Origin of the sequence: Comamonas sp. AG1104 (assembly GCF_003350425.1) — a bacterium.
In the GTDB taxonomy this organism is placed as follows: Bacteria; Pseudomonadota; Gammaproteobacteria; order Burkholderiales; family Burkholderiaceae_C; genus Comamonas; species Comamonas testosteroni.
Genome location: NZ_QQAS01000003.1, coordinates 288,201 through 308,510, shown reverse-complemented (window position 1 = coordinate 308,510; position 20,310 = coordinate 288,201). Strand labels below are relative to the sequence as shown.

The 20,310-nt window shown below is 64.1% G+C and carries 17 protein-coding genes; 8 read left to right on the top strand and 9 right to left on the bottom strand.

Annotated features, from left to right (window positions below; all coding sequences use genetic code 11):
• Positions 1 to 6 precede the first annotated feature (6 nt).
• The 3 genes from DFO48_RS09905 (at position 7) to DFO48_RS25610 (ending at position 3,434) form a co-directional block, all read left to right on the top strand.
• The gene (locus DFO48_RS09905; RefSeq protein WP_114863258.1) at positions 7 to 975 is read left to right on the top strand and encodes a PDR/VanB family oxidoreductase; all 969 of its coding nucleotides are present in this window, start codon (positions 7 to 9) and stop codon (positions 973 to 975) included.
• Between the two features lie 93 nt (positions 976 to 1,068).
• A complete protein-coding gene (locus DFO48_RS09900; RefSeq protein WP_114863257.1) occupies positions 1,069 to 2,010 on the top strand; it encodes a 2-hydroxyacid dehydrogenase in 942 nt (313 codons plus the stop codon).
• Positions 2,011 to 2,192: 182 nt separating this feature from the next.
• On the top strand, positions 2,193 to 3,434 hold the full coding sequence (locus tag DFO48_RS25610) for a PIN domain-containing protein (protein WP_114863508.1): 1,242 nt from the start codon (positions 2,193 to 2,195) through the stop codon (positions 3,432 to 3,434).
• Positions 3,435 to 3,522: 88 nt separating this feature from the next.
• Here the strand turns inward: DFO48_RS25610 and DFO48_RS09890 are convergent, their stop codons facing one another.
• The 3 genes from DFO48_RS09890 to DFO48_RS09880 form a co-directional block, all read right to left on the bottom strand.
• Complete coding sequence (locus DFO48_RS09890) at positions 3,523 to 4,560, bottom strand: DctP family TRAP transporter solute-binding subunit (protein ID WP_003081260.1); 1,038 nt, start codon at positions 4,558 to 4,560, stop codon at positions 3,523 to 3,525.
• A gap of 167 nt (positions 4,561 to 4,727) precedes the next feature.
• A complete protein-coding gene (locus DFO48_RS09885; RefSeq protein WP_043008640.1) occupies positions 4,728 to 6,026 on the bottom strand; it encodes a TRAP transporter large permease in 1,299 nt (432 codons plus the stop codon).
• Positions 6,023 to 6,586, bottom strand: coding sequence for a TRAP transporter small permease (locus DFO48_RS09880; RefSeq protein WP_114863256.1), 564 nt, complete (start codon positions 6,584 to 6,586; stop codon positions 6,023 to 6,025). Before DFO48_RS09880 ends, DFO48_RS09885 begins: the two co-directional genes overlap by 4 nt.
• 425 nt (positions 6,587 to 7,011) lie before the next feature.
• Here DFO48_RS09880 and DFO48_RS09875 point away from each other — a divergent pair, with 425 nt between their 5' ends.
• From DFO48_RS09875 to DFO48_RS09855, 5 genes are all read left to right on the top strand, one after another.
• Positions 7,012 to 7,962 (top strand): LysR family transcriptional regulator, encoded by a 951-nt coding sequence (locus DFO48_RS09875; protein ID WP_003081255.1) that lies wholly within the window; start codon positions 7,012 to 7,014, stop codon positions 7,960 to 7,962.
• A gap of 430 nt (positions 7,963 to 8,392) precedes the next feature.
• The gene (locus tag DFO48_RS09870) at positions 8,393 to 9,292 is read left to right on the top strand and encodes a transporter substrate-binding domain-containing protein (protein ID WP_003081253.1); all 900 of its coding nucleotides are present in this window, start codon (positions 8,393 to 8,395) and stop codon (positions 9,290 to 9,292) included.
• 113 nt (positions 9,293 to 9,405) lie between these two features.
• Entirely contained in the window at positions 9,406 to 10,158 is a 753-nt protein-coding gene (locus tag DFO48_RS09865) for an amino acid ABC transporter permease (RefSeq protein ID WP_003068095.1), read from the top strand.
• A 1-nt stretch (position 10,159) separates the two neighbouring features.
• A complete protein-coding gene (locus tag DFO48_RS09860; RefSeq protein ID WP_003068096.1) occupies positions 10,160 to 10,831 on the top strand; it encodes an amino acid ABC transporter permease in 672 nt (223 codons plus the stop codon).
• Positions 10,832 to 10,974: 143 nt separating this feature from the next.
• Positions 10,975 to 11,712: an amino acid ABC transporter ATP-binding protein gene (locus tag DFO48_RS09855; RefSeq protein WP_003068099.1), complete on the top strand. Its 738-nt coding sequence runs from the start codon at positions 10,975 to 10,977 to the stop codon at positions 11,710 to 11,712.
• A 210-nt stretch (positions 11,713 to 11,922) separates the two neighbouring features.
• Here the strand turns inward: DFO48_RS09855 and DFO48_RS09850 are convergent, their stop codons facing one another.
• The 6 genes from DFO48_RS09850 to DFO48_RS09825 all read right to left on the bottom strand — a co-directional run bounded on the left by DFO48_RS09850 (position 11,923) and on the right by DFO48_RS09825 (position 20,308).
• On the bottom strand, positions 11,923 to 12,918 hold the full coding sequence (locus DFO48_RS09850; protein WP_114863255.1) for a tripartite tricarboxylate transporter substrate binding protein: 996 nt from the start codon (positions 12,916 to 12,918) through the stop codon (positions 11,923 to 11,925).
• Between the two features lie 35 nt (positions 12,919 to 12,953).
• A complete protein-coding gene (locus DFO48_RS09845; protein ID WP_114863254.1) occupies positions 12,954 to 14,207 on the bottom strand; it encodes an alkyl sulfatase dimerization domain-containing protein in 1,254 nt (417 codons plus the stop codon).
• A gap of 1 nt (position 14,208) precedes the next feature.
• A complete protein-coding gene (locus DFO48_RS09840; protein WP_114863253.1) occupies positions 14,209 to 15,573 on the bottom strand; it encodes a DUF1254 domain-containing protein in 1,365 nt (454 codons plus the stop codon).
• Entirely contained in the window at positions 15,570 to 16,961 is a 1,392-nt protein-coding gene (locus DFO48_RS09835; protein ID WP_114863252.1) for a DUF1254 domain-containing protein, read from the bottom strand. The genes DFO48_RS09840 and DFO48_RS09835 overlap by 4 nt, the downstream gene beginning before the upstream one ends.
• 55 nt (positions 16,962 to 17,016) lie before the next feature.
• Positions 17,017 to 18,075, bottom strand: a complete 1,059-nt coding sequence (locus DFO48_RS09830; protein WP_115597223.1) for a tripartite tricarboxylate transporter substrate binding protein — start codon at positions 18,073 to 18,075, stop codon at positions 17,017 to 17,019.
• Positions 18,076 to 18,169: 94 nt separating this feature from the next.
• Complete coding sequence (locus DFO48_RS09825; protein ID WP_114863250.1) at positions 18,170 to 20,308, bottom strand: acetate--CoA ligase family protein; 2,139 nt, start codon at positions 20,306 to 20,308, stop codon at positions 18,170 to 18,172.
• Positions 20,309 to 20,310: the final 2 nt, after the last annotated feature.

The window sequence follows — 20,310 nt, the reverse complement described above, 5'->3', positions numbered from 1 at the left end:
TCCGAGATGAAGAGTGAAACCACGTTCGAGGTGCGCATTGCGCACAAGCAGGAGCAGGCAGCCGGTATCTGCAGCCTGGAGTTGCGGGCTCTGGAAGGCAGCAGCCTGGCTCCGTTCAGTGCGGGTGCGCACATCGATGTGCACCTGCCTGGTGGGCTGGTGCGCCAGTATTCGCTGAGCAACGATCCGGCAGAGCTGGATCGCTATGTGATTGCCGTGCTGCGCGAGCCTGCCTCGCGCGGTGGCTCGGCCGCTGTGCACGAGCAGTTGCAGGCCGGCCAGCAGATCACCATCAGCCCCCCGCGCAACCATTTCGAGCTGCATGCGCCGGCCCGCAAGCATTTGCTGCTGGCAGGCGGCATCGGCATCACGCCGATTCTTGCCATGGCGCGCAAGCTGGCGCGTGATGGTGCAGATTTCTCCTTGCACTACTGCGGCCGCTCGCGCGAGCGCATGGCGTTTGCCCAGACCATCGAGACTGCGCAATGGGCTGACAAGGCGCAGATCCATGTGGATGACGTGAATGGAAAGTCGTCGCTGGGTTTGAGCGAATTGCTGCAGCAAAGAGAGCAGGGTCAGCATCTGTATGTGTGCGGACCCAAGGGCTTCATGGACGCCGTGCTCGACACAGCGCGAGAGGCGGGCTGGCCTGCCGAGCAGCTGCACTACGAGTTCTTTGCCGCCGAGGTGGAGCACCGGGCCGACGACGAAAGCTTCGAGGTGGAGGTCGCCAGCAGCGGCCAGGTGGTGCGCGTCACGCCGGCGCAGACCGTGGTGCAGGCGCTGGAGTCCATCGGTGTCTGCGTTCAGACCTCGTGCGAACAGGGCGTCTGCGGCACCTGCCTGACGCGCGTCATCTCGGGCCAGCCTGATCACCGCGATATGTATCTGACAGAAGACGAGCAGGCGGCCAACGACCAGTTCCTGCCTTGCTGCTCGCGTGCCAGGTCCGGCCGCCTGGTGCTGGATCTGTGACCCGCGGATCGGGCAGGCTTTGACCATGCGCGGGCAGGGCTGGCGCAGCCTGCTCAAAATAGGCGTTTTCCATGAAAGCGCCGCGTTCCCGCCATGAAGCCTGCCCTGCTAGTTCTGAATCTCCAGGTCCCCGCCCATCTGCAGCAGATGGAGCAGACCTTTGCCGACTTTGATGTGATCTATGCGCCCGAAGCCGATCAGGCCGAGGCCGCCATCGCCGCCCACGGCGCGCGCGTGCAATGTGTGTGCACGATTGGCGCGACGGGCCTGTCGGCCGCGCAGATGCAGCGCATGCCCCGGCTTTCGCTGGTCTGCGCCATGGGCGCGGGCTACGAGAACATCGATGTGGCCTATGCCAAGGCGCACGGGATTGCCGTCGGCAACGGCGTGGGCACCAACGACGACTGCGTGGCTGACCACGCCATGGGTCTGCTGATCGCTGCGGTGCGCGGCATCGTCAAGCTGGACAAGGCCACGCGTGCGGGCATCTGGCGCTCGGCCCTGCCGCTGCCGGCCAATGTCTCGGGCAAGCGCCTGGGCATCGTGGGGCTGGGCCAGATCGGCGCCAAGATCGCCAGGCGCGCGGCCGCCTTCGACATGCCCGTCGGCTATCACAACCGCAAGCCCCGCGAGGGCGTCGACTACCGCTACTTTGACGATCTGCTGGCGCTGGCCACCTGGGCCGATGTGCTGCTGGTGGCCACGCCCGGAGGCGCTGGCACCCGCCATCTGATCAATGCCGAGGTGCTCGAGGCATTGGGCGAGAAAGGTGTGCTGGTGAATATCGCTCGCGGCTCGGTGGTCGATACCGAGGCGCTGGCCGAAGCCGTGCGCGCAGGCCGTCTGGCCGGTGCCGGGCTGGATGTCTACGAAAGCGAGCCGCTGCCGCCGCAGCAGCTCATCGATCTGGACGCCGTGGTTCTGACGCCCCATGTGGGCGGCTGGTCGCCCGAGGCGGTGCAGAACTCGGTGGACCGCTTCATCGCCAATATGCGCTGCCATCTGGATGGCAAGCCCTTGGTTTCGCCGATCTGATTGCTATTGAATTGAAAGCTGCCTGCGCTTTCTGGATATCAAAATTCAGCTGATTCAATGCTGAAATCTATCTGCAGAATGCGTGGCTAGCTATTGATTTTGAGTAGGTGTGGGTCTTGCTGCTTGCCGTGCTTGTCTACCTTCTGGTACAAGCGCGGGCAAGAAGCAACGAGAGGGCATTCATGGATTTGAGCGCATTGCAGCAGCAACTGAAGGAGTTTGCCAGCGAGCGTCACTGGCAGGAGTTTCATACGCCGAAGAACCTGGCAATGGCGTTGATGGTCGAAAGCGCCGAATTGCTGGAGATCTTTCAGTGGATGACGCCGCAGCAGTCCCAAGGTGTCAAGGTCGATCCTGTGCAAAAAGCCAAGGCGGCCGATGAAATTGCAGATGTGTTGCTGTATCTGTTGCAGCTTGCGGATCAGCTTGGTATCGATATTCCTCAGGCCGTGGGTCAGAAGCTCCTCAAGAACGCGCAAAAGCATCCGGTGGCCTTACCGGTTCAGAATGCTGTGACACCTGTCCAAGAGGAGGCAATTGAGCTGCACGGCATGTCGGATGCCTGCGTTCACGCGAGTGAGGTGAACGCCGCCGCGACAAAAGCGGAGAGTGCCGATAGCGTGCATGTTCTGATCGATTGGGAAAACGTCCAGCCAGCCTGGAGTGAAGTGCAAGCCATGGTGCCCGACTGTACGCATGTCTGGCTTTTGCATGGCCCTCATCAAAAACAAATGGATGCAGGCTATCAAGCGCTGGGAGAGCGCTTTACCTCAGTGCCATCAGTACAAGTAGGTAAAAATTCACTGGACTTTCAACTCTCGTTCTATTGTGGCTACTTGGCTTCCAAGAAGGGAAAGCGTCTGGTCGTTGTAGCCAACGATCTAGGCTACGAGCCAATGATTAAGCATGCCAAGCTACTGGGGTTTGATGCAATACGGCTTGGTGTGTCTATGGCTAAGGTTGCAGAGCCTGTTTCTGCGGCAAAAGCGTCTGGTGCGAGTGCGGGTGCAGTGCTAAAAACGGCAGAGGTCTCTCCTCGTTCCGAGCCCCTGCCGAAGAGGAGCACAGTCGCAGCAGTGTCTACAGCAGAGGCGGGAGTTGTGCGCAAGCCCATAGCCTCAACGGAACCCGTAAAAGCGACGGCAGTCAAACCCGCATCAGCCAAGGTCAAGTCTCAGAGCGCTGCCGTTCCTGCAGGATTGTTGAACCCATCGGCGGCACAGTATGCATATCGGCTGCTCGTCACTTGGCGTGAAAATCAAAATCGTCCAGCAAAGCCCGCAGCTCTACTCAACGCCATCAAGGCGATGACTCGTAGCGAAAATCTTGAGGCACCGATGGTGCAGAAGGTGTATGCGCTGCTTCAGACTCGAGGTGATATCCGCTTGGATGAGTCTGGATCAAAGCTGTCCTACCGGCAGTAAGGCAGCATGTGCTGGCGTCTTGAATGATTAAGAGATGAAAAATCCCCGCACAGATCGCTCTGGCGGGGATTTTCATGAAGTGTGCAGCTTATTTCTGGCTGGCTGCAATGGCCTTTTCGGCCTTGTCGACCAGCGGTGCGCCGATCTGGCTCTTCCACTTGTCGTAGACGGGGCGCGTGGCCTTGACAAAGGCTTCGCGCTCGGCAGCGTTAGGCGTGGTCACGGTCACGCCCAGGCCGGTCAGGTCCTTGAGCAGGGGCTTGTCTGCCTCGACCAGGCCCTTGCGAGCGATGGCGATTTCTTCCTTGGCGGCATCCAGCGCGGCTTGCTTGACGATGGCCTGGTCAGCCGGTGTCCAGCTGGCCCACACGTCTTTGTTGACGACGAAGATCAGCGGATCGTTCATGTAGCCCCACATGGTCAGATGCTTCTGGCCCACGGACTGCAGCTTGGCCGCCATGTACACGCCGATGGGGTTCTCCTGGCCGTCCACGGCGCCGCTGGCCATGGCTGGCTGGGCATCGGCCCAGCTCATCTGCGTGGGGTTGGCGCCCAGGGCTGTGAAGGTGTCCAGGAACAGGGGCGAGCCCACGACGCGGATCTTCATGCCCTTGAGGTCGGCAGGCGTCTTGATGGCGTGCTTGGAGTTGGAGATTTCGCGGTAGCCGTTCTCACCCCAGGCCAGAGGCACCACGCCGCCTTTTTCCAGGGTCTTGAAGATTTCCTGGCCCACTTCGCCCTGGGTCACGGCATCCACGGCCTTGAAGTTGGGGAAGAGAAAGGGCATGGAGAACAGGTTCAGCGACTTGACCTGGGGCGACCAGTTGATGGTCGAGCCCACGGCCATGTCGATCACGCCCTGGCGCAGCGCGGAGAACTCACGCGTCTGGTCGCCCTGCACCAGCGAAGTGCCGGGGTAGAGCTTGATGTTGATGCGGCCCTGGGTGCGTTCGCGCACCTTGTCGGCCCACAGCTCGCCACCCTTGCCCCAGGGGAAGGCCGTGCCCAGCACCAGGGACATGCGGTATTCGCTCTTGTACTTGGCCTGGGCCATGGCCATGGGCGATGCAAAGGCCAAAGCGGCGGCGGTGGCCACGGCGGATGCGAGGAAGGTACGAAGTTTCATTTGGTTTGTCTCCCTTTTAGAAACGAAAAAATGCTTTGCTTGTTAGATGCATTGCACATTGAATAAGCACGGCCCATCTCAGCAGACACCGCGCAAGGGCCGCCCCGCCGCGCTGGTGTCGTCCCCTCCCGAAGAGAGAGGGGAAGCGGCAAAGCCGCTCAGGGGTGCTAGTACCCCATCTTTGCGGGCAGCCACAGAGCGAGCTGCGGGAAGGCAATGACCAGAATCATTACGACGAACATGGACAGCAGCATCCAGCCCACCCAGCGCACGGTGGACTCCATGCGCACGCCCGCAATGCGGCAGCTGACCATCAGGTTCACGGCCAGCGGCGGCGTGAACTGGCCCAGTGCCACCTTGAGCGTGAGGATCACGCCAAACCAGACGGGATCCCACTGGTAGTGATTCATGATGGGCAGCAGCAACGGCACAAAGATCAGGAAGATCGAGATGCCGTCCAGGAACATGCCCACGGTGATCAGCAGCAGGATCAAAAGGCCCAGCACGCCGTATTCGCCGAGACCGGAATTCACGATGGCATTGGCCACCGGATCGATCACGCCCAGGGTGGACAGCGAGAAGGCAAAAATGCCGGCCAGCGACACCACCAGCAGGATCACGGCCGACAGCTCCCCCGCTTCGCGCAGAATCGGAAACAGATCGCGCACGCCGATGGTGCGGTGAATCACCATGCCGACGAACAGCCCGTAGAACACGGCAACCACGGCGGCTTCGGTGGGGGTGAACCAGCCCATGCGCATGCCGCCCAGGATCAGCACCGGAGCTGCCAGACCCCAGGAGGCCTCGCGCAGGCTCTTCCAGAACGGCGGGCGCGGCATGGAGGCTTCGAGCGCGCCCATCTTGTGCTTGCGCGACATCCACACGGCGGGAATGATGAGCGCGATACCCGCCAGCACGCCGGGAATCATGCCGGCCGCGAACAGGGCCGGCACCGAAGCGCCTGGCACCAGCACCGAGTAGATGATGAAAGCCACCGAAGGCGGAATCAGGATGTCCGTCGCTGCGGCCGCTCCGACCACGCTGGCCGAGAAGCTCTTGGGATAGCCGGCGCGGCTCATGGCGGCAATCATCACGCCGCCCACAGCCGCTGCATTGGCCGGCCCGGAGCCGGAGATACCGCCCAGGAACATGGCCACGGCGATCGCCACCAGCGGCAGCATGCCGGGGCCGCGGCCCACGATGGCCACGGCAAAGTTCACCAGGCGCAGGGCAACGCCCGAGCGATCGAAGATGGAGCCCACCAGCACGAACATGGGAATGGCCAGCAGCGGATATTTGCCCAGCCCGGCATAGAAATTCTGCGGCACGGCCAGCAGGCCGAACCACTGCGTATCGGCATTGGCCAGAGCAATCGCCGCAGCACCGGCCAGACCGAGGGCCGCACCTATGGGCACGCCGATGAACATCAGGCCCAGAAAGGCCACAAACAGCAAGGTGGCGATCATGCGATCTCCTTGCTGTGGTCTTTTTCCACGGGCACGTCAGGGAAGGCACCGGGCTTGCCCTGGCGGATGAACAGGCCGATGGCGCGCAGCGTGATCAGTGCCGATACCACGGGCAGCCAGATCGAATACCACCACTGCGGCAGGCCGATGCCGGGCGAGGTTTCCTCGAAACGGAAGTCGTCCCAGACCACGCGCACGCTGAGCACGGCAATGATGGCAAACAGCAGCGCCACCATCAGAGAGCCGAAACGGGCCAGGGCCTTGCGGCGCTGGACGGAGCCGCTGTCCGAGAAGAACTCGATGCGGATATGCTGATTGCGCGCCACGGCGGCAGAGCCTGCGACCAGGGCCAGCAAGATCATCAGAAAGACCGAGATTTCCTCGGTCCAGGCAAAAGAGGAGTTGGTGAAGTAGCGCACCAGCACATTGGCAAACGTGATCAGGGCCAGAGCGGCCATGATGATCACGGTCAGCCAGTCTTCAATGCGCAGGGAGCGAGGCTCGTCCGGGCGCGCGCCGGCATCGGCTGCACCATCGGTCTCGGGAGGAGTGGAGGACATGAACGCGGAAAGTCAGAAAAACACACAGGAGTCAGGGCAGCTCGCCTGAATGGCGTGATCCGCGCGCACTCGATGAGAATGCCCTTATGTTCACGACTTACGCAAAACGGGTTCAGGCAAGACGATTGCCTCAGGAGGCAGGCCGTTGTTGCATTCTTGTTTGCGTAAGTCCTTATGTTGTTCCTTGACCTTCACGGCGTTGTGCGCCGGGATGGCTTGGAGCGAGTAGACACACCGGATAGATGTGAACAAATATTATCAAGGTATCTATGTCGCAGGGCTTACGTCCGGCGGCAGGCATTACCCTAGGATCTGGCGACCAAGGCATGGCTCATCGTCGAGTCTGTGATTGGTCCCGTTGACTAGCCAACAAGGATTACCTCCGTTGCACAGCTTTGGTGCAGGGCAGCGGATAATGAGAGTCTATGGAAACCAAATGGCTTGAAGATTTTGTCAGCCTTGCTGAAACCCGCAGTTTCAGCCGCTCGGCCCAGCTGCGCCACGTTACGCAGCCTGCGTTCTCGCGCCGTATCCAGGCGCTGGAGGCCTGGGCGGGAACCGATCTGGTCGACAGAAGCTCGTATCCGACGCGCCTGACGCCAGCAGGCAAGACCATGTACGAGCAGGCGCTGGAGATACTGCAGTCCTTGCAGAGCACCCGAACCATGTTGCGTGCCCACGTCAGTGCGGGCAAGGGCATGGTGGGCTTTGCCGTCCCGCATACTTTGGCGTTCACGTTCTTCCCGAACTGGGTTTCGGCCGTGCACGAGAAGTTCGGCCCCTTCCGCAGCCGTCTGTTCGCACTCAATGTGCACGATGCGGTGATGCGCCTCGTGGAAGGCGGCTGCGATCTGCTGATTGCCTACTACCACTCTTCCCAGCCCTTCCAGCTGGACCCTTCGCGCTATGAGATGGTGAGCCTGGGGCATGAGGTGCTGGCTCCCTACTCCAAGCCGGACGAGAACGGTAACCCCATCTTTGTCCTGCCCGGCCGTCAGGGTCAGCCGCTGCCTTACCTGGGCTATGCCGCTGGAGCCTATCTGGGGCGGGTGACGGAGCTGATCCTCAAGGAGGCGGCCGAGGCCGTGCACCTGGAGCGCGTCTATGAAACCGATATGGCCGAAGGCCTCAAGGCCATGGCGCTGGAAGGTCATGGCGTGGCCTTTCTGCCCTACAGCGCAGTTCGCGGCGATCTGGAGTCCGGTCGACTGGTGCGTGCAGTGCCGGAAGGTGTGACTGGTTTCCAGATGGACATGGAAGTGCGGGCCTATCGGGAAAAACCCACGGGTGATGCCCCGCAGGGAGGAGCGGCTGCGCTCTGGAACTTCCTCAAGGAGCAGGGCGAGATTGCGGGTGGCGAGGTCAAGGCTGTGTAACCTGATCGAGTGTTGCTTTTCTTCCAAAAGGGCCAATTGGCCCTTTTTTTGCTTGTGTGACCAGCTTGTCGTGATTTCAGGTGTTTTACTGGTGAAAACCCTAATGTTATGCATCGGGTTAATACTGAATATGCAAGTTGCGCATAAGGATTTTTGCCATCGGCATTGGCTTGTGAAATCACGAAAGCATTAGAGTTCGCAACTTGCACAAAAAGAGGTGCTGCTTTGCAACACAAGATTGAGGCTGTGAGTAGGTGGTTGCGTTCCTGAATCACCTACGGGAAAAGTCTTAGAAATGATTGCATTTCAGCCATCTTCATGACTGCACAATGTGTGCAGTACATTTGTTAACGCAACCTGTCCACCCTCACAAAGGGCGATGCGTTAAGGAGTGGCAAGCGTTTTTGGTCCTTACCAATAGGAGATCCGTATGAAGAAGCATTTGTTGGCCATCGCCGTAACCGCACTGGCAACTGGCACCGTGTTTGCCCAGGCCAATGACACCCTGGCCAAGATCAAGTCCTCCGGCAGCGTCACTCTGGGCGTGCGTGAATCGTCCGGCCTGGGCTATACGCTGGGCAATGGCAAATATGTAGGCTTCCATACCGAAATGGGTGAGCGCATTCTCAAGGACATCCAGAAGCAACTGGGCCTGACCGCGCTGGAAGTGAAGTACCAGCCCGTGACCTCGCAAAACCGTATTCCTCTGGTGCAGAACGGCACCGTGGACATCGAGTGCGGCTCCACCACCAACAACACGGCTCGTCAGAAGGATGCAGCCTTCGCCTTCACCACCTATGTGGAAGAAGTGCGCATTGCCACCCGTGCCAACTCCGGCATCACCGGCATCAAGGACCTGAACGGCAAGACCATCGTGACCACGACGGGTACGACTTCCGTGCAGACCCTGCGCAAGAACAAGCGCGCTGACGGCCTGACCTTCAAGGAAGTCATGGGCAAGGACCATGCCGACAGCTTCCTGATGCTGGAAACCGGCCGTGCCGATGCCTTCATCATGGACGGCTCCATCCTGGCCGCCAATATCTCCAAGTCCAAGGCTCCCAACGATTACAAGATCGTGGGTGAAGTGCTGTCGGTGGAACCCATCGCCTGCATGATGCGCAAGGACGATCCCGCCTTCAAGAAGGCTGTGGACGAATCCATCGTGCGTCAGATCAAGGACGGCTCTCTGACCAAGCTGTACGACAAGTGGTTCCTGCAGCCCATTCCTCCCAACAACGTGAAGGTGGGTCTGCCACTGTCGGCAGCGACCAAGGATGCGTGGGCTCACCCCAACGACAAGCCCATGGAAGCTTACGAAGTCAAGTAATCCCGCCTATAGGTGTACCGCCCCTTCTGCCAAGCGGTTAGAAGGGGCTTTTTTGTTGCGAGGGCCGGTGTGAGCGTTTGCCCTCATAAACCAAGAATGAAAGAGGTGCTCGTATGAGTTGGGATTGGCAGGTGTTCTGTCAGGACACCATTACCCAAGAGGTCGGGCAGAGTTGTTTTGGCAAGAACGGTGACATCACCTATCTGGATTGGATGATGTCTGCCTGGGGCTGGACCGTGTCGGTGGCATTGCTGTCGCTGGTCATCGCTCTGGTGCTGGGCGCAGTCATTGGTACCTTGCGTACCTTGCCCGATCGTCCGTGGATAGTGCGCCTGGGCAATGCCTGGGTGGAGTTGTTCCGCAATATTCCGTTGCTGGTCCAGGTGTTCATCTGGTACCACGTGGTTCCGGCCATCTTCCCCGCAATGAAGTCCCTGCCGGGCTTTGTGCTGGTGGTGTTTGCGATCGGTTTCTTCACCTCTGCCCGTATTGCCGAGCAGGTGCGCTCCGGTATTCAGGCTTTGCCGCGGGGCCAGCGGTATGCTGGCATGGCCGTCGGGTTCACGACCTTCCAGACCTACCGCTATGTGCTGCTGCCGATGGCGTTTCGCATCATCATTCCGCCGCTGACCAGCGAGGCCATGAACGTGTTCAAGAACTCGTCCGTGGCGTTTGCCGTGTCCGTGGCCGAACTGACCATGTTCGCCATGCAGGCCCAGGAAGAGACAGCCCGTGGCGTCGAAATTTATATGGCTGTGACAGGTCTGTATGTGATTTCTGCCTTCATCATCAACCGCATCATGGCCTTCATCGAGAAGCGTTCTCGCGTTCCCGGCCTGATTGCAGCCAGCGGTGGAGGCCACTGATATGAATCTCAACCTCGACTGGTCGTTTTTCTCGTGGGACCTGTTCAGCAACTTTGTGCTGAAGGGGCTGTATTTCAGCGTGTCCCTGACCGTGATCGCCACGCTGGGCGGCATCTTCTTCGGCACCTTGCTGGCGCTGATGCGCCTGTCGGGCAAGAAGTGGCTGGACCTGCCTGCCACCATCTATGTCAACGGCATGCGCTCCATCCCGCTGGTGATGGTGATTCTGTGGTTCTTCCTGCTGATGCCCATGCTGATCGGCAAGCCCATCGGTGCGGAGACTTCGGCCATCATCACCTTTGTGGCGTTCGAAGCAGCATATTTCTCTGAAATCATGCGTGCCGGCATCCAGTCCATTCCGCGTGGACAAGTGTTTGCCGGCCAGGCGCTGGGCATGACCTACGGTCAGAACATGCGTCTGGTGGTGCTGCCTCAGGCCTTCCGCAACATGCTGCCCGTTCTGCTGACCCAGACCATCATCCTGTTTCAGGATACCTCGCTGGTCTATGCGATCGGTGCCTACGACATGCTCAAGGGCTTCGAAATCGCCGGCAAGAACTTCGGCCGACCCATCGAATCCTATCTGGCGGCTGCCGTGACCTATTTTGTGATCTGCTTTGCACTGTCTTGGTTCGTCAAGCGTCTGCACAAGAAGATTGCCATTATTCGATGAAACACCCCCTGAGTCGCTTCGCGCCCTCCCCCTCAAGGAGGACGACGGCCTCGGCTGCGGGGCGGCCCTTGCTGGCCGTCCCTGGCCTGACCGAGCCCGTTGCAGGCGCTGCGATGGATCACTGACAAAAGTCGGAGTGAAAAATGATTGAACTCAAGAACGTTTCCAAGTGGTACGGCAGCTTTCAGGTGCTGTCCGATTGCTCCACCAATATCAACAAGGGCGAGGTGGTGGTGGTGTGCGGCCCTTCGGGCTCCGGCAAGTCCACGCTGATCAAGACCATCAATGCGCTGGAGCCTTTCCAGAAGGGCGAGATCTTTGTGGACGGCACGGCAGTGCATGATCCCAAGACCAATCTGCCCAAGCTGCGCAGCCGCGTGGGCATGGTGTTCCAGCACTTTGAGCTGTTCCCCCACCTGTCGGTGACGGAGAACCTGACCATCGCACAGATGAAGGTGCTGGGCCGCAGTGCTGCCGACGCCAAGACCCGTGGCCTCAAGATGCTGGACCGCGTGGGCCTGACCGCTCACAAGGACAAGTTCCCCGGCCAGCTCTCCGGTGGTCAGCAGCAGCGCGTGGCTATTGCGCGCGCTCTGTCGATGGATCCCATCGTCATGCTGTTCGACGAACCCACTTCGGCACTGGATCCCGAAATGGTCGGCGAAGTGCTGGACGTGATGATGGGCCTGGCCAACGAAGGCATGACCATGATGTGCGTGACCCACGAAATGGGATTTGCGCGCAAGGTGGCCAGCCGTGTGATCTTCATGGACGTGGGCGGCAAGATTCTGGAAGACTGCAGCAAGGAAGAGTTCTTCGGCCATCCCGAAAACCGTCAGCCGCGAACCAAGGAATTCCTCAACAAGATCCTGCAGCATTGATGCTGCTGCCCTCTGGGCCCAAGGCGCTCCTCGTGAGCGCCTTTTTTCATGGTCCCGTCATGAGAAGGTTTGAAAAAAGATGAGCTTGCATCGCTTTTCAATCAACAAATATGGATATGAAAGTATTCAGATTTATTGACTGGTGAGCGATGACAGCTCCTATTTTTAATGTGAATTTGTCTGCATCAGGCGCGGCCTGGCTGGCGCGCGCTAGTCGAGCTGCACGCCGGTTTCCTTGACCAGCTGGCTCCAGTCGTCCAGGTCCTGGCGCAGGGTCTGGGTGAATTGCTCGGGCGTGGTCAGCGGCAGGTCCGAGAAGTTGAGTTCGCGCATGCGCTGGATCAGGGCCGGGTCGCGCAGCGCGCGCAGCACCTGTTCGTTGAGCCGCGCGACGATGGCCGGCGAGGTCTTGGCCGGCGCGAAGATGCCGTACCACGAGTAGTTCTTGAATGGGTAGCCGGCCTCGGTCATGGAGGGCACCTCGGGCAGGGACGGCAGCCGCCCCGAGCTGCTGTGCGCCAGCGCCTTCACGCGGCCGGCCTTGACCAGTTCCACGGTGGAGGAGGTGTCGCCGAAGCCCGCATCCACCTGCCCGCCCATGATGTCCTGCACGCAGGGGCTGGAGCCCTTGTAGGGGATGTGGGTCATGGTGATGCCGGCCTGCTTCTTCAGGCTTTCCATGGTCAGGTGGCCGCCCGAGCCCAGGCCCCAGGAGCAGTAGTTGAGCGTGTCGGGATGAGCCTTGGCATAGCTCACGAATTCCTGCAGCGTTTTGACGGGCAGCTCCTTTCTGACCAGCAGCAGGTTGCCGCCGCGCCCGATCTGGGCGATGGGGACGAAGTCCTTGAGCGGGTCGTAGGGCAGCTTGCGGTAGAGGCTGGGGTTGACCGCCATGGTGGCTGCGTAGGTGAACAGCAGGCGGTAGCCGTCGGCCGGGGCCTTGGCCACGGAATCGACGCCGATGATGCCGTTGGCGCCGGGGCGATTGTCCACCACGAAGGGCTGCTTCATGGCCTTGCCCAGCGCGTCGGCGAACAGGCGGGCAATGGTGTCGGTGCCGCCGGCCGCCGCCGTGGGCACGATCAGGGTCACGGGCCGGCTGGGGTAGCCGGCGGTGCCTTGCGCATGGGCGGTGCCGCAGGTGGCGGAGGCCAGCGCTGCGGCGAGGGCCAGGCAGCGGCGCAGGTGGTGCGGTTGAGGGTGCATGGATGTCTCCTGGATGGGACTGGCTAGCGGGAGGGCTAGCGGATGCCGAAGCGGCCCTGCGTGCCTTGCTCGATCATGTCGGCGCTGACTTTGTAGAGATTGCGCGATACATAGCTGGCGACCTGGGCCGCGCGCTCGCGCAGCCAGGCGGCCTTGAGGGCACGCGCCTGGGCGAGTTCGGGCGCGTCACCATGGGCGGTGGCCAGCAGGTCGATGACGTGCAGGGCCAGCTGCCACTGGCCGGCGTCGGCCAGGGCCTGGGCGCTGGCGATGACGGCGGGCTTGTCGGTGATGGCCCGTGCCACGGCGGCGCCCACGGCTTCGGGTGGCTCGGGGTGCAGGGTGGTGGGATTGCGGTCCCACCAGCCGTTTTCCGAGCGGTAGATGTCGCGCACGATGTAGCTGGGGTCGCCATAGGTGGGTTTCATCCAGGGCACGCCGAACAGCTCCTCGGGGTAGTGCATCCGGGCCAGCACCTGCTGCTCGCCCAGGCCCTGGTTCATGAGGCTGACCACTTTGGCGCGCAGCCAGCGCAGCGCGCGGGCCGTGTGGGTGAGCACCTTCTGCACTTCGGCCTCGCCCTCGATCAGGGGGCCGAATTCGCGCACGGCGATGCGCGGATCAAGCGCGGCCAGGGCTTCGAGCGTTCCGGCCCAGCGCACGGTGTCGCGCAGCGTGCGAAACGGCGTGCCGATGTTGGGAATGGAGTCCAGCAGCGCCGCGCCGCCGTAGATCACGCGCTGCGCGGGGCTCCACAGGGCGATGGCGTCGTCGGTCTCGGACGGAGCCCACAGCAGTTCGATGCGCTGCTCGCTGCTGCCTATGACCAGGCGCTGGTCAAAGGTTTCGGTGGGCTCGTGCATGGCCAGCCGGCGCTCGAAGAAGCCGGGTGAGCGGTTGAACTGCACTTCGGCCATGCGGTGCTGCAGGGCCTCGGTCTCGCGGTAGCGTGCGTGGCGGCGCAGCACGTTGCGGTGGGCGATGAGGCGGGGCGCGGGCTCGCCGCGCTGGCGCGCATGCTCCAGCCACTGAGGCACGCCGGCGTTGTAGCCGATGTGGCCGTGGCTGTAGCACAGCGCATGCACGGGGGCGTCGCTGAGCGCACGCAGGCTGTCGATCATGCCCTGGGTGACGGAGCCGCCGGGGCCGGCGTCCACGACCACCAGGCCGGCGTCCGTCTCGGCCACGAAGGACTGGCCCTGGCCGCGCAGCATGTGCAGGCCCGGGGCCACGGTTTCGCTGCCCGTGCCCACGAGCAGGAAGGGCTTGTCGTCGTCTTTGCTGTCCATGTCAGGTCTCCTGTTCATCGTTCAGGCGCTGCAGCGGCGGCAGTGCGTAGCGCCCGTTCAGCATGTCGGTGCGCGGCAGATAGGCGCGCAGGCAGAGGTAGAAGCGGCCTTCTGGCGCGGGCAGCCAGTTGGCGCGCGCGGATTCACTGTGCGGCGCGGCGTGCTGTATGTGCAGGCTCAGGCCGCCGTCGGCGTCGCGGCGAAGGTCCGTGCTGCGGTCGCCTATGGCGTAGCGGTCCAGCGGGTTGTCCACCAGCATGTAGCTGCGCGCGTCGTACAGGGTGATGGACCAGAACGCGTCCACGGGCGGCAGGGTCTCGGGTGCGAAGCGCAGGCAGTAGCGCGAGCCGCCGTCCAGGGGCTGGCCCCGGGCATCGGTCCAGGCCATGGGGTAGACGGCTTCGCGCCCGTCCAGCATGCCTATGTACTTGAGCGCTACCTGGGCGCGGGTGGCGTAGTCGTCGCCGAAGCTGTCCATCACCAGCGGCGGCACGATCCAGCCCGAAGCCTGGCTCGTGCCGGACTGTGCGCTGCGCAGCCGCATCAGCACGGCGTCCAGCGCCTGTTGCAGGACCGGGGCCTGCTCCTCGTGCGGCCCGGTGCAGCCGCTGCCCAGGCCCACGGCTGCAAAGCGCTCCACCAGTTCGCGCTGCGCCGCGGGCGGCGGATTCTCCCGCAGCGCGGCGTTGACCTGGGCAGCGAAGTGGGCTGCCGTGGCCGTGGCCTGGGGGTCGCAGTCCGGCACAAAGGCGCGGGGTGCGGGCGCGACTGCCGCCTGGCCGGCCAGCCAGTCGGCCAGCGGGGCCATGCTGAAGCCGTCCTGCAGCGCATGCACGGCCGCCAGGTCCCGGGGGCCGTCCACCAGGATGCGGCCTATGATCCAGAGCCAGCGCGTGGGCGCCTGGATGTGGGCGCCGGGCGCATCGAAGCCCGCGGGCAGCGCGCCACTCCAGCCCGGCGGCGTAACCAGGAAGGAGCGCGCCTGGGTGCCGGTCAGGCGTGGGCCTATGTGGGCGAAGGGATTGGTGTAGAAGTCCAGCAGGCCCAGCACGTAGTAGCGCCCCGCGGTGTCGGGCACGTCGATGACCAGCGGTCCTGCGCCCAGGTCCAGCCAGGCATTGGTGTAGAGCGTGTCGTTGTTGGGTGTGACCACGCGGCTGGTGCCGGCGCGCAGCAGCTGGCGCGCGTGGGTGAACAGGTTGCACCAGCGCATGCCTTCGGGCGCGGCCAGGCCAGCCTCGGTGCGCCGGGGCGAGGTGGCCGCGCGCATGCGGCGCATCTCGTAGAGCGGGTAGGCCCAGGTCACGGCTTGCTCGGCCAGGGCCTGCAGTTCGGCGGCCGTTGAGGTGGCGGTCATGGCGGTCATGCGTGCACCGCCTGTGCCTGCAGGGCGGGAATGCGCCAGCTCTGCACGCCGTCGCGCGGGTAGTACATGCGCAGTATCAGATAGAAGCGGCCGGAGGGGGCGGGCAGCCAGTTGGCAGTGCTGTTGTCAGGGCGCTCGTGGCCTATCCCGATCTCCAGGCTGCCGTCGGCGCCGAACTGAAGGTCTGGCGTGCGGTCGCCGATGGCGTGGCGGCGGATGTCGTTGGGGTAGAGAAAGCGGTCGCTGTCATACAGCGTCACGGACCAGAAGGCATCGGCCGGAGGCAGGTCGCCCGCTTCGAAGCGCATCACATAGCGCTGCTGGCCGTTGAGCGGCTTGAGGTCGGTGTCGTAGTGCGAGGCGGAGTAGATGGCCTCGGTGGTAGCCAGCGCGCCCAGGCCCAGGTAGGCGGTGCGGGCGCGGATCAGGAAGTGGCTGCCGTAGCGGCCGGTATTGGTCGTCATGGTCCACGGCCGGGGACGGCGGTTGCTGCCCATGGCCGCCACGGTCTGCACGCCGTCGGCAAAGCCTTCGATGAGACCGGCGCGCGTGGGATCGTCCAGCGCCTCCCAGGAAAAAGGCACGCCGGGCACCAGGCCGGCCTGGCCCAGCCAGGCGAGCAGGCCGCGGTCCTCGATGCGGCCGGGGGCCTCGGCCAGCGCCTGGCAGAGATTGGTGAAAAAGCGCGGCGCCACCTGCTGCGCGGGCTCGCCGTTCTCGAAGGCTGCGGCCATGGCGTCCACGGGCTCGCCGCACCAGTGCGCGATGGCGGCGGGGCGTCCTTGGAGCACGGTGCCGTGCGCGGGCTCCAGGCGTATTTCCGATTGCAGAGCGCGCGCTGCGGGCCAGTCGCTCTCGTCGCCTGCGAGGATGCGGCCTATCAGCCAGACCAGGTGGGTGGGGCAGTGCACCGCGCGCAGATGGGACATCGATGCCGGCACCTGGCCGCCGGGGCCGAGCAGGACCACGGTCTCGCCTTCGGGATTGCAGTTGCGCGGACCCAGGTTCTCGAAGTTCTCGGTATAGGCGTCGTACAGCGGCAGCACGAAGTAGCGCCCCGGATGGCGGGCCGAGGACGGAATGGTCAGCAGCATGGGGCCGCCTTCCAGGTTCAGCCAGGCCATGGAATACAGCAGGTCGTTGGCCGGAGTGACCACGTCGCGGTCCTCGTGGGTGGAAGGGCGCGGCGCATGGTGCAGCGTGTTCATGGGCGCGCGCACATCCGAGCCGGCCGAGCTGCCGGGGCGCAGCCGCGCCTGCTCGGCGGTCTGCAGGGCGCAGGTGCGGTAGGTCTCGGTGAGCGGGTAGCCGTAGACGAAGGCGGCCTGGCCTATGGAGCGGGCCAGGGCCTGGCGCGCGTGCTGCAGGGTCGTGATGGACTGGGTCATGGAATCTACCTTTGCAAAAGGAACAGGAGGGCGTTCGGGGAAAGAGTGCGGGGCTTCAGTTCGGCTGCACGCCGGTGGACTGGGTCAGCGCAATGGCGACGGGCAGGTAGGACTGGTAGTCGCTGGCGGCCTGGGCGGGCGTGTTGCCTATGGGGTCGGCCCCCATTTCCTGCAGGCGGCGCAGCATCTCGGGCTGTCGGACCACCACGGCCACTTCGCGGCCTATGCGCTCGACGATGGCGTCGGGCGTCTTGGCCGGAGCCATCAGCGAGGTGGGCGCCATGAAGGTGTAGACGTCATCCCTGAAGCCCTGTTCGGCAAAGGTGGGGACGTCGGGCAGGGCGGTGGCGCGGCTGGTGCCGGGCACGGCCAGGGCGCGCAGCCGGCCGGACTCGATATAGGGCTTGAGCGTGGAGATGGAGGCCGAGGTCATCTGGATCATGCCGCTGATGAGGTCGGAGACCATGGGGCTTTCGCCCTTGTAGGCGGCGTGAAGTACCTTGACGCCGTACTTGCGCTCCATGAAGGCCTGTATCTGGTGCGGCTGCGTGCCCGCGCCCCAGGAGCCCATGGCGTAGTCGCCGGGCGCCTTGCGCACCAGCTCGATCAGCTCGGCAAAGGTCCTGGCAGGCACGGAGGAGTGCACGGCCATGACGGTGCGCTGGCCGGCCACGTCCGAAACCATGCGCAGGTCGGTGCGCGGGTCGTAGGGCAGCTTCTTGTACAGCACCAGGTTGGCGGCGATGGGGCCGGGCACGGTCAGCAGCAGGGTGTAGCCGTCGGCAGCACTCTTGACCACGTAGTCCGTGCCAATGATGCCGCCCGCGCCGCTGCGGTTTTCCACGATGACGGGCTGGCCCAGGCGCTTGGACAGGCCGTCGCCCAGGGTGCGCGCGAGGATGTCGGAGGAGCCGCCGGCCGCGAACTGCACGATGATGCGCACGGGCCGGCTGGGGTAGCTGCCCTGGGCGCGTGCGGCGGCCGGAGCCAGGGCGAATACGGGAGCAAGTGCGGGAGCCAGGCCCGCCAGATGCAGCAGGCAGCTGCGCCGGGACAGGCCTGTGTTGCCGGTGGTGGAACCGGCTGCGCAGCTGCCTGCAGGCAGGCCCTGCATGGCGCGGTCGTTGTGGCCGCCAGCGGCCGGGGCTTGGGTGTGATGGGTCTTCATGCGAATCCTTGGGTTGGGGCAGAGGACATGCGGGCCGCGCTCAGCGGGCTGGGACTGTGCAGCGGTCGGCGCCTATCACCAGCGCATCGACCGCCACGCAGCCGCCCTGCTCCCGGGGCAGGGCGATCAGCGGGTTGATCTCGGCGCTGGACAGGGTGTCGCCGCAGCGCTGGGCAAAGTCGGCCAGGGCCACCAGCGCATCGGCCAGCGCCTGCAGGTCCGCGGGCGGCTTGCCACGCGCGCCGGCCAGGATGGGGAAGGTGCGCAGCTCCTGCACCATGGCCAGGGCATCGTCCCTGGTGATGGGCAGTGCGCGCAGCGACACGTCGCGCAGGATTTCGACGTGGATGCCGCCCAGGCCGAACATCAGCACCGGGCCGAACACCGGATCGCGGTGCACGCCCGCAATGCATTCGACGCCGCCGTGCACCATGCGCGCGGCCAGCGCTCCGTCCAGCTGCGCTTCGGGCCGTGCCTGGCGCGCACTGGCGAGAATGCGCTCGAAGGCGGCGCCCGCATCCACGCCGTTGCACAGGTTCAGCGCCACGCCGCCGACCTCGGACTTGTGCGCGATGTCGGCGCTGGCCACCTTCAGCGCAATGGTGCCCCCCAGGGCCTGCACGGCCTGCGCCGCCTGCTGCTGGGTGCGCACCAGCTGGTGGGGCACCACGGGCATGCCGGCCTTGGCCAGCAGTTCCATGCTGCGGGCTTCGGACAGGCTGCCCGCGGGCAGCTGCAGCGCGGGCTGGGCCGGGCAAGCCGACGGCAGCGGCGCGGCGCGCGGCGCATCGGCCAGCGAGGCCAGGGCGCCTATGCAGCGTATGGCCGTGCTGGGGTCCGAGAACACCAGGCAGCCCAGGGCTTCCATCTCGGCGCGGCGCGCGTCGGAGCACAGCGTGCAGATGGCCAGCAGCGTGTCGGGGTGGGCGGCGCGCAGCTTCTCCACCAGGCAGCGCAGCACGGCCCAGAACGCGTCGGACAGGCCGCCCGCGGCGAAAAATCCCAGCCAGCTCGCGAAGTTCCGGTCGTGCATCATCAGCTCGGCGCTGCGCTCGAGCAGGGTGACGTCGTTGGTGACCTGGCCCGTGATGTCCACGGGGTTGCGTGGCGCGGCAAACGGCACCCATTCGAGCAACTTGCGCTGTGCGGCCTCGGACAGGGGCTGCACGTCGAGACCGGCGGCGCTGGCGTCGTCGGCCATCATGGCTCCCACGCCGCCCGAGACGGTGAGCAGGCCCAGGGAGCGGTTGCGCGGAATCGGCGCGATGGAGGCGCTGGCCGCCAGCGCGAAGAAGTCGCTGATGGTGTGTGCACGCAGCACGCCGTACTGGCGGAACACGGCGTCATAGACGGCATCGTTGCCGGCCAGCGATGCCGTATGTGAGGCGGCCGCAGCCGCACCCAGCTCGCTGGTGCCCACCTTGAACATGATCACGGGCTTGCCGCGCTCGCGCGCCAGCGCCAGGGCCGCGCGCAGGCGCTCGCCGTCGCGGCAGCCCTCCATGTAGGCCATGATGACATCGGTCTCTGGATCGCGGGCCAGCCAGGCCAGGCCGTCGGCCAGCTGCACGTCGGCTTCGTTGCCCGTGGTCGCCCACAGGGACAGGCCCAGACCGCGCTCGCGCGCCATGCTGTAGGCATAGGCTCCAAAGGCCCCGGACTGACTGACCAGGCCTATGCGCCCGGGTTTGACGCGGCCTGCATTGGGGGCGGGCGAGAAGGTGGCATAGGTCTGGTGGCCGGGGCGCATGAAGCCCAGGCAGTTGGGGCCTATGAGACGTATGCCGGCTGCGCGGGCGCGTTCCTGCAGGGCCTGCTGGGCCGCTGTGCCTTCAGCGCCGGTCTCGGCAAAGCCCGACGAGAACAGCACCATGGAGCGCACGCGGGCCGCAGCCGCGTCCTCGAGCACCGCAGTCACATGGGCCTGGGGCACGGCCACGATGGCCAGATCCACGGGCTCGGGGATGTCGGTCAGCCGCGCGTGGGCGGACAGGCCCTGCACCGTGGCTGCGCGTGGGTTCACGGCATGCAGGCGGCCCGTGTAGCCGAAGCGCAGCAGGTAGTCGAGAGGAATGCCGCCTATGCGCTGCGGCGAGTCGGTGGCGCCGACGACGGCGATGGAGCGTGGCGAGAACAGGGCGTCCAGCCCGGCGAAATCGAAGTCCATTGATGGTTGCATGA